At 60.3% G+C, this 5,041-nt stretch carries 5 protein-coding genes; 1 reads left to right on the plus strand and 4 read right to left on the minus strand.

Features of this window, described 5'->3' with window-relative positions:
* The first annotated feature begins 284 nt into the window (after positions 1-284).
* Positions 285-713, plus strand: a complete 429-nt coding sequence (locus tag ACFE0K_RS04045; protein ID WP_434534839.1) for an META domain-containing protein — start codon at positions 285-287, stop codon at positions 711-713.
* A gap of 72 nt (positions 714-785) precedes the next feature.
* On the opposite strand, the gene fba is transcribed toward ACFE0K_RS04045, so the two are convergent.
* The 4 genes from fba to ACFE0K_RS04065 form a co-directional block, all read right to left on the minus strand.
* On the minus strand, positions 786-1,850 hold the full coding sequence (gene fba / locus ACFE0K_RS04050) for a class II fructose-bisphosphate aldolase (protein WP_277672658.1): 1,065 nt from the start codon (positions 1,848-1,850) through the stop codon (positions 786-788).
* 83 nt (positions 1,851-1,933) lie between these two features.
* Complete coding sequence (locus tag ACFE0K_RS04055; protein ID WP_434534840.1) at positions 1,934-3,097, minus strand: phosphoglycerate kinase; 1,164 nt, start codon at positions 3,095-3,097, stop codon at positions 1,934-1,936.
* Positions 3,098-3,145: 48 nt separating this feature from the next.
* Entirely contained in the window at positions 3,146-4,162 is a 1,017-nt protein-coding gene (locus tag ACFE0K_RS04060) for a type I glyceraldehyde-3-phosphate dehydrogenase (RefSeq protein ID WP_434534841.1), read from the minus strand.
* Positions 4,163-5,041: transketolase-like TK C-terminal-containing protein (locus ACFE0K_RS04065; RefSeq protein ID WP_434534842.1), on the minus strand; the 879-nt coding region annotated here is incomplete at its 5' end. It abuts the gene before it with no gap.

Raw genomic sequence — 5,041 nt, forward strand, 5'->3', positions numbered from 1 at the left:
GGCGCAATGCTAAGGTGTGTGTCCACCCATCGAGACATTGCAACAACGAGTGCGGGCCAGCCTGGAAGACCCGGAGGGCGCGGCCTGAAGGGCACATCTGCTGCGCTTTGTCGCTAGGAAAGGGAACCACCCTGCCCGTCGCGACAAAACACAACAGCTGCACCCTTCAGGCCACGCTGAGTATGCAAGGAGTTATTCAGAGGCTCCTTACCTGCCCGGGGAAACTATTGCACCCTATCGGGGACTAAAGAGCCTCAATACCGCGTCATCGAGAAGGACCCGATATGCAACCACTGAAACTATCCCTGCTGGCAGGCGCCGCCGTGGCCCTTGCCGCCTGTAGCAACCATCCCGCAGGAACCACTGCCATGGTCATCACCGAGCAACTTCAGGGCAGCGCCTGGCAAGTCAACACTCTCAATGGTTCAGAGGTGGGCGACGCGCTGGTTACCCTGAACTTCCACGAACCCGGTCGACTGGCAGGCAAAGCCGCCTGCAACAATTACATGGCCAGCTATACGCTGGAGGATGACAATTTCACGGTGAAAACCGGTGGCGTCACCATGATGGCCTGCCCACAACCGTTGATGAAACTGGAGCAGCAGTTTCTGGATGCCCTGGAAGGCGTGAACCAGGCCGATATCAGCGAGGACGGGCAACTGATCCTCAGCGGCGCTGACGATGTCAGGATCCAAGCCTCCCGTCAGAAATAACCACGCCAGACACAACAAGGCCCCGCATTGCGGGGCCTTGTTGTTATACCGGTGCTGTTTTGCCGCACTGGATTACTTGACGCGCGGATCCAGCTCGCCGGCTTCGTAGCGCATGAACATGCTTTCCAGGCTGATCGGCTTGATCTTGTCTGCATTGCCGGCGGTGCCAAAGGCTTCGTAACGGTCAATACAGATATCACGCATGGCGGTGATGGATTCTTTCAGGTATTTGCGCGGGTCGAACTCGGCCGGGTTATGGGCCAGGAAACGACGAATCGCACCGGTCGACGCCAGGCGCAGATCGGTATCGATGTTCACCTTGCGCACGCCGTGCTTGATGCCTTCCTGAATCTCTTCCACCGGCACCCCGTAGGTCTCGGCAATCTCGCCACCATACTCGTTGATGATGGCCAGCCAGTCCTGCGGTACGGAGGAGGAGCCGTGCATTACCAGGTGGGTATCCGGGATACGCTTGTGAATGGCCTTGATCTGCTCGATGGCCAGGATGTCACCGGTGGGCGGACGGGTGAACTTGTAGGCACCGTGGCTGGTACCAATGGCGATCGCCAGGGCATCCACCTTGGTTTGCTTGACGAAGTCCGCCGCTTCTTCCGGGTCGGTGAGCATCTGATCGTGGCTCAGGGTCCCTTCGGCACCGATACCGTCTTCTTCACCGGCCTGACCAGTTTCCAGGGAACCCAGACAACCCAGCTCGCCTTCCACAGAAACACCACAGGCGTGGGCCATGGCCACCGCGTCCTGGGTCACGCGCACGTTGTAGTCATAGTCCATCGGCGTCTTGCCATCTTCTCCCAGTGAGCCGTCCATCATCACTGAGGAGAACCCCAGCTGAATGGAGCGCTGGCACACGGAGGGGCTGGTGCCGTGGTCCTGGTGCATCACCACCGGGATATGCGGAAACTCTTCGGTGGCTGCCAGAATCAGATGACGCAGGAAAGGGGCACCGGCATATTTCCGGGCGCCGGCGGAGGCCTGCACAATTACCGGGGAATTGGTCTGGTCCGCGGCTTCCATGATGGCGCGCATCTGTTCCACGTTATTGACGTTAAAGGCCGGTACGCCATAGCCATATTCGGCGGCGTGATCCAGCAACTGTCGCATGCTTACGAGTGCCATTGTGTTTCCCCTTCGGTTCCGTGGGCAGCGATGCTGCCCGTTTCCTGTTCAGTCATTGCAAAGGCCGCCGTGGCGACCTCTCTTCAGTCTTTCGCCCGCGCTTCCAGCATCGCTACCGCCGGCAACACTTTGCCTTCCACGAATTCCAGGAAGGCACCGCCACCAGTTGAGATATAGCTGATGCGGTCAGTGATTCCGTATTTATCCACTGCTGCCAGGGTGTCACCACCACCGGCAATGGAGAAGGCATCGGAATCAGCGATGGCCTCGGCCATTTCCTTGGTGCCCTCGCCGAACTGGTCGAACTCGAACACGCCCAGCGGGCCGTTCCAGATAATGGTCTTGGCTTCCTTCATCAGCGCCGCGACGATGTGGGCGGTCTGCGGGCCGATATCCAGAATCAGGTCATCGTCGGCCACATCTGCCACTTTCTTGGCAGTCGCTTCAGCGGATTCGGCAAATTCCTTGGCGGTAACCACATCCACCGGGATCGGGATATGCACCTTCTCGGCAATTTTCTTCGCCGCCGGAATCAGATCCTTCTCATAAAGGGACTTGCCCACCGGGTGGCCAGCCGCTGCCAGGAAGGTGTTGGCGATACCACCGCCCACTACCAGCTGGTCAACCACATCGGACAGGGATTCCAGCACTTCCAGCTTGGTGGATACCTTGGAACCACCGACAATCGCCACCAGCGGTTTTTCCGGTGCGTTCAGGGCCTTGCCCAGGGCGTCCAGTTCATTGGCCAGCAGCGGCCCGGCACAGGCTACCGGAGCAAACTTGCCCACACCATGGGTAGACGCCTGAGCCCGGTGAGCAGTGCCGAAGGCATCCATGACATAGATATCACACAGGGCTGCCATCTTTTGTGACAGCGCCTCGTCATCTTTTTTCTCGCCCTTGTTGAAGCGGACGTTCTCGCACAACACTACCTGGCCTTCTGCCACGTCGACGCCATCCAGCCAGTCCTTTACCAGCGGCACGTCACGATCCAGCAGCTTGCCCAGATGATCAGCCACCGGCTGCAGGGAGAATTCCTCGGCGTACTCGCCTTCGGTAGGACGCCCCAGATGCGACATCAGCATCACTTTGGCACCGGCCTTGAGGGCGTGCTCGATGGTGGGCAGGGAGGCGCGGATACGCGCGTCGCTGGTGACCTTGCCATCTTTCACCGGCACGTTCAGGTCTTCACGGATAAGAACACGCTTGCCTGCCAGATCCAGGTCGGTCATGCGTTTGAAGTTCATGTCGTACTTACCTCATTCACGGCCACCCGCTCGGGTGCATCCATTCGTTCAAGCTTGATGTGATTCAGCCAGCGTCGCCACCCAGTCGAGCAGTCGGTTCGCATAGCCCCATTCGTTGTCGTACCAGGCCACCACCTGCACCATCTCGCCCTGCACCCGGGTCTGGGTGGCATCGACGATGGCAGATTCCGGCCGGTGGTTGAAATCCACGCTCACCAGCGGCGCATCATTGTAACCAATCAGCGCGCTGGCTTCTTTCGATTGCTGCTGCAACCACTGGTTCAGGCTGCCACTGTCCGGGGTATGCTCCAGCATCAGGGTCAGCTCCACCATGGCCACATTCAAGGTGGGCACACGGATGGAATGACCGCTTATCTTGCCCGCCAGTTGCGGCAACACCTGTTGTACCGCCCCGATGGCACTACTGGTGGTGGGCACGATGTTCTGTGCCCCGGCCCGGCCCCGACGGGGATCCCGATGAACATGGTCCAGCAGGGTCTGGTCCGAGGTGTAGGAGTGGATCTCCTTCATCAGCACCTGGCGGATGCCATAAGCCTGATCCAGCCGGGTCAGTAGCGGTGCAATACAGTGGGTGGTACAGGATGCCGCCGACAACACCTTACTGTCGTCACGCACATCCTCATGGTTCACGCCATGCACCACGATCTGATCGGCCTGATCAAACGGCACCGCGCCGATAATGACCCGTTTGGCTCCGGCAGTCAGATGCCGCGAGGCGCCGGCATGGCTGCGAAAATGGCCGGAGCATTCCAGCACCAGATCCACGCCCATCTCGGCCCAGGGCAGCTGTTCCGGCTTCGGCTGTTGCAGCAGCCGGGGAGCCTGGTTACCGATACGCAGCATGCCTTCAAGCAGCTCCGCCGGTTCCGCCAGACGACCGTGGGTGGTGTCATAGCGGGTCAGGTAAAGCAGGTCTTCCGGGCGCCCCTTGTCATTGATCGCCGCCAGGGTAAACGGTGCCCGCCAGCCGGCGCCTTCGCGCTCGGCCAGGGCACGGACAAAGGAGCGCCCGATACGGCCGTAGCCGTTAATCGCGACTTTCACTTAGAGCAGGCTCTCCACGGCCTGCTGCACTGCCTCGGCAGTGATATTGAAGTGCTTGAACAGATCGCCAGCAGGGGCCGAGGCGCCGAAGCTATTCATACCCACCACCTTGCCGTCCAGACCCACAAAGCGGTACCAGTAATCAGCGATGGCGGCTTCCACCGCTACCCGGGCACGCACGGCAGAAGGCAGCACGCTTTCCTGATAATCGCGATCCTGGGCCAGAAACTCTTCCACGCAGGGCATGGACACCACACGCACATTCTTGCCGGTCAGGGCCTTGGCCGCATTCACCGCCAGCTCCACTTCGGAACCGGTGGCAATGATGATGGCGTCCGGGGTGCCTTCACCGGTCTGCAGCAGGGTGTAGCCGCCTTTTTCGATCTCGGCCAGCTGTGCGTCACCACGCTCCATGCAGGGCAGCCCCTGGCGGGAGAAGATCAGCGCGGAAGGACCGTCCTGGCGGACAATGGCTTTCTTCCAGGACACCGCAGATTCCACCGTGTCGCAGGGACGCCAGGTACGCATGTTCGGCGTCAGGCGCAGGTTGGCCATTTGCTCGATGGGCTGGTGGGTGGGGCCATCTTCACCCAGACCGATGGAATCGTGGGTGTAGACCAGAATGTTGGGCTGGTGCATCAGCGCGGCCATGCGCACGGCATTGCGTGCGTATTCCATGAACACCAGGAAGGTGCCGCCGTAGGGACGCAGACCACCGTGCAGACACAGACCGTTCTGCATCGCCGTCATGGCGAATTCACGCACCCCGTAATGAATGTAGTTGCCGCTGGCATCCTCGGCAGTGACCGGCTTACAGCCTTTCCAGATGGTGTTGTTGGAGCCGGCCAGATCGGCGGAGCCACCGGCCAGTTCGGGCAG

Origin of the sequence: Alcanivorax sp. (genome assembly GCF_051117345.1) — a bacterium.
GTDB lineage: Bacteria > Pseudomonadota > Gammaproteobacteria > Pseudomonadales > Alcanivoracaceae > Alcanivorax.

Bases quoted from the DNA above. Each gene is read 5' to 3' on its own strand.
- fba (WP_277672658.1), bottom strand. From the start codon at position 1,850: ATGGCACTCGTAAGCATGCGACAGTTGCTGGATCACGCCGCCGAATAT.
- ACFE0K_RS04045 (WP_434534839.1), top strand. From the start codon at position 285: ATGCAACCACTGAAACTATCCCTGCTGGCAGGCGCCGCCGTGGCCCTT.
- ACFE0K_RS04055 (WP_434534840.1), bottom strand. From the start codon at position 3,097: ATGAACTTCAAACGCATGACCGACCTGGATCTGGCAGGCAAGCGTGTT.